Genomic DNA, 3,877 nt, shown 5'->3' with positions numbered 1-3,877 from the left:
CAGCCGCCGACACCTCCAGCACCTGCGCACCCAGAGACCGCAAAAACTCACGCACCGCAAGCGGCACCGTGTCGTCCACATAAAAGCGGCAAGTCCATTGGGGCAACAATTGCTGCACCACCATGACGTTCAACTTGGCGGTTTCACAGTAACGCGGGTGGTCGCCAAACAGGCTGAAGGCCATCACTTGGCGGCGCGCATCGGTGTTGGGTACAGGCAGGCTGGTGGGCAATGGCTGGGCCGCGTGCGACTTGGTTTTCTGGTCCTTGAGGGTCAGGCTGTACAGACCATGCTGACGCACCTCGTTCATGCGGCCCAGATGCCCGCAGGTCTCGGTCAGGCCGTCCCACAGGTTCTCGTCTTGCGGTCCCAACTCGCAGGCTTGCAGGTAAATCTCGCGCGCCTTTTCTCGGTCCCCCAGGCGCAAATGGCAAAGCGCCGCATCGCCCAAAATTTGAGGATGCCGAGGCACGATGCGGCGAGCCTGCTCGTTCACCGCCAGTGCGGCGGCAAAATCCCCTTGCGCAGACAACTGCAAAAAGCGCTGGCCCAACTCGGTCAAACGCTGGTTCAACGCCTGCCCCTGAGCGATGGTTTGAGGCGGCGCTTTGCGGTGATTGGTTTTTTTCATACCCAAAGTACCTCACAAATAAATCTGACGAACCCACAAGCTTACACAACAGAGCGCATGCTCGAAGCGCCTTGGCGCACCCAGGCCGCACCCATCACACCACTGTCATCTGCGCTACTCTCGGCAAGCCCGCGCCTTTGCCAAGGAACGCCGAAGTCCCTAACATGCCCGACATGAAAAAACACCTGTACATCCTCACCGGCGCATCGCGCGGCATGGGCCTCGCCATGGCCAAGCAGCTGCTGCAAGCGGGCCACACCCTGCTGTGCATTTCACGCCACGCCAATCCGGCCCTGAGCACCCTGGCCATACAAACAGGTGCCCACTTGACCCAGTGGACACAAGACCTGGCCGATGGCCAAGCGGCCAGCGAACGTCTTCAAGCTTGGCTGCAAGCCGAAAACTCGGCCAACTGGGCCAGCGTGAACCTGATCAACAACGCGGGCGTCATCCCGCCCATCGTGCCGCTTGGCCATTCCAGCCCCGCTGATCTGGCCCTGGCACTGCGTGTGGGCCTGGAAGCGCCCATGGCGCTGAGTGCAGCGTTTTTGGGGGCCACAGAAAACTGGCCCCTGCCCCGCAAAGTGCTCAACATTTCATCGGGCCTCGGCCGCTATCCCATGGCCTCACAGGCCGCATATTGCGCGGCCAAAGCCGGCATGGACCATTTCACCCGCTGCATGGCTCTGGACGAGGCCTTGCAACCCAACGGCGCCAAAGTCTGCTCGCTCGCGCCGGGCGTCATCGACACCGACATGCAGGTACAACTGCGCGGTGCGGCGGGCGAGGCTTTTCCGGACCAGTCGAAGTTTTTGCAACTCAAAGCCCAAGGCCAGCTCAGCTCCCCTGCTCAGGCGGCCGAGCAGGTGCTGCGCTTTCTAACCCATCCCGACTTCGGACGCGAACCGGTAGCAGACGTTCGGGGCTAAGCCCTCACCCCAAAAAATGCAGATGCTCCGCAGGTCGGGCCTTGATGATCCGACGTTTCATCTTTACGCGAAGCGACGCTTGTCAGGCCGCTGTAGCCATTGCCCCTGACACTGTTTGGCTTGTTATGCTTGCCCTGCCGTTCATTTTTAAATCTGGAGACCTCCCATGAGCCGTGAAGTTGTTGTTGTCAGCGGTGTGCGCACCGCCATTGGTACCTTTGGTGGCAGCCTCAAAGACATTCCCCCAACCGAGTTGGCCGCACAGGTGGTGCGCGAGTCACTGGCCCGCGCTGGCGTGTCGGGGCAAGACGTGGGCCATGTGGTGTTCGGCCATGTGGTCAACACCGAACCCAAAGACATGTATTTGTCGCGCGTGGCGGCCATCAACGGCGGCTGCGGCGAAGCCACGCCAGCCTTCAACGTCAACCGCCTGTGCGGGTCGGGCCTGCAAGCCATCGTCAGCGCCAGCCAGTCCATCTTGCTGGGCGACTGCGACATCGCCATTGGCGGCGGTGCAGAAAACATGAGCCGCGCGCCTTACGCCAGTTTGGCCACCCGTTTTGGCGCACGCATGGGCGACACCAAGATGATCGACATGATGATCGGTGCCTTGCACGACCCCTTCCACAACATCCACATGGGTGTGACCGCCGAAAACGTGGCCGCCCAATACGGCATCACCCGCGAGATGCAAGACGCGCTGGCCCTGGAAAGCCACAACCGCGCCGAGCGCGCCACGCTGGAAGGCCGCTTCAAAGACCAGATCATGCCGGTCATGCTGAAAAGCAAAAAGGGCGAAGTGGCCTACGCCACCGACGAGCACTTTCGCCCCGGCTGCAAGCTCGAAGACATGGCCAAACTCAAGCCGGTGTTCTTGAAAGAAAACGGCACGGTGACCGCGGGCAACGCCTCGGGCATCAACGACGCAGCCGCAGCCGTGGTGCTGATGGAAGCCAGTGCAGCCAAAGCCCGCGGGGCCAAGCCCATGGCCCGCTTGGTGGGTTACGCCCACACCGGTCTGGATCCCAAGATCATGGGCGTGGGTCCAATCTCGGCCACACAAGCTGTGCTCAAGAAAACCGGGCTGAGCGTCAACGATCTGGATGTGATCGAAGCCAACGAAGCCTTTGCTGCGCAGGCCTGCGCCGTGACGCGCGAGCTGGGCTTGGACCCGGCCAAAGTCAACCCCAATGGCTCGGGCATTTCGCTGGGCCACCCGATTGGTGCGACTGGCGCGCTGATCACCGTGAAAGCCTTGTACGAGCTGCAGCGTGTGAACGGCCGCTATGCGCTGGTGACCATGTGCATCGGTGGCGGTCAAGGCATCGCGGCGATCTTTGAGCGCATGTAAGGCTTCTGGATTGTTCGCCTCAAAAAATGGGCACCAGCTGGTGCCCATTTTTTTCGTCTGTGCCCGATGGCACGGGCTGCAGGGCCCTGTGCGTCAGGGCTTGACCGCCGCGGTGACGACCACCTCAATCAAATAATCAGGGTTGGCCAAAGCGGCCTGCACCGTGGCCCGTGGCGGCGCGGTGCCGGCCACCACCCAGGCGTCCCACACCTCGTTCATGGCGGCAATGTCGCCAATGTCTTTAAGGTAAATTTGCGTGCGCAGGATGCGGGTTTTGTCGCTGCCGGTTTCTGCCAGTCGCCGCTCGATTTGGTGTAACACATCGGCCGTCTGACTGCGAATGTCGGTGGGCTCGCACTCGGGCACCATGCCTGCCAAGTACACCACGCCATTGAACACCGCCGCTTCGCTGAAGCGGGCCGCCACATGCAGTCTCTGGATGTCAGTGCTCATGCTTTTTTGCCTCCGATTTTTGATTCGGTGCCCGCCAACAAGCGGTGGATGTTTTCGCGGTGCCGCCACACCAGCAACAGGGCCATCGCTGACAAGCTCAAGACCTCAGGCGCTGACGCCTGCCAGGCCACACCATCGCCGAACAGGTAAAAAGCGGGTGCAAACACCGCCGCGACCATGGAAGCCAAGGACACGTACCGGCTGAAATACAAGACGATGGCAAAGCTCAGCAAGGTGGCCAGCGCCAGCGTGCTGTGCACACCGATGACGACACCCACGGCCGTTGCCACGCCTTTGCCGCCCACGAATCCAAAAAAAACGGGGTACAGATGCCCCAAAAATGCCGCCAAGCCGGCCAGCGCCGCAACTTCAGGGCCCAAACCATATGCAGGCCCATAGGCCAACACCAGCGCCACGGGCAGCCAGCCTTTCAAGGCGTCCAGCAGCAAGGTCAAGATGGCGGCCTTTTTGCTGCCCGAGCGCAACACATTGGTGGCCCCTGGATTTTTGCTG

General features: G+C 61.4%; 5 protein-coding genes. 2 read left to right on the top strand and 3 right to left on the bottom strand.

The features are described 5' to 3' along the window. The coding region (locus tag Q0341_RS09795; protein ID WP_299512649.1) for a tetratricopeptide repeat protein at positions 1–631 on the bottom strand (631 nt) is incomplete at its 3' end. A gap of 173 nt (positions 632–804) precedes the next feature. On the opposite strand from Q0341_RS09795, the gene Q0341_RS09790 reads away from it, so the two are divergent. Both Q0341_RS09790 and bktB read left to right on the top strand, forming a co-directional pair. Beyond that, positions 805–1,560, top strand: coding sequence for an SDR family NAD(P)-dependent oxidoreductase (locus Q0341_RS09790; protein WP_299512647.1), 756 nt, complete (start codon positions 805–807; stop codon positions 1,558–1,560). Positions 1,561–1,726: 166 nt separating this feature from the next. Next, positions 1,727–2,911 carry a beta-ketothiolase BktB gene (bktB, locus tag Q0341_RS09785; RefSeq protein WP_299512645.1) on the top strand — a complete coding sequence of 395 codons (1,185 nt, stop codon included), beginning with the start codon at positions 1,727–1,729 and terminating at the stop codon, positions 2,909–2,911. A gap of 93 nt (positions 2,912–3,004) precedes the next feature. Here the strand turns inward: bktB and Q0341_RS09780 are convergent, their stop codons facing one another. Together Q0341_RS09780 and plsY are read right to left on the bottom strand one after the other, a co-directional pair. Further along, the gene (locus tag Q0341_RS09780; RefSeq protein ID WP_299512643.1) at positions 3,005–3,364 is read right to left on the bottom strand and encodes a RidA family protein; all 360 of its coding nucleotides are present in this window, start codon (positions 3,362–3,364) and stop codon (positions 3,005–3,007) included. Then, positions 3,361–3,877 (bottom strand): glycerol-3-phosphate 1-O-acyltransferase PlsY (gene plsY, locus Q0341_RS09775; RefSeq protein WP_299512641.1); only part of this gene is annotated, 517 nt, incomplete at its 5' end. The genes Q0341_RS09780 and plsY, both read right to left, overlap by 4 nt.

Origin of the sequence: uncultured Limnohabitans sp. (genome assembly GCF_937889215.1) — a bacterium.
Classification (GTDB): domain Bacteria; phylum Pseudomonadota; class Gammaproteobacteria; order Burkholderiales; family Burkholderiaceae_C; genus Limnohabitans_A.
Note: the sequence above shows the minus strand (reverse complement) of the source record. Positions and strands in the feature narration are given on the sequence as shown.

Bases quoted from the DNA above. Each gene is read 5' to 3' on its own strand.
- Q0341_RS09790 (WP_299512647.1), top strand. From the start codon at position 805: ATGAAAAAACACCTGTACATCCTCACCGGCGCATCGCGCGGCATGGGC.
- bktB (WP_299512645.1), top strand. From the start codon at position 1,727: ATGAGCCGTGAAGTTGTTGTTGTCAGCGGTGTGCGCACCGCCATTGGT.
- Q0341_RS09780 (WP_299512643.1), bottom strand. From the start codon at position 3,364: ATGAGCACTGACATCCAGAGACTGCATGTGGCGGCCCGCTTCAGCGAA.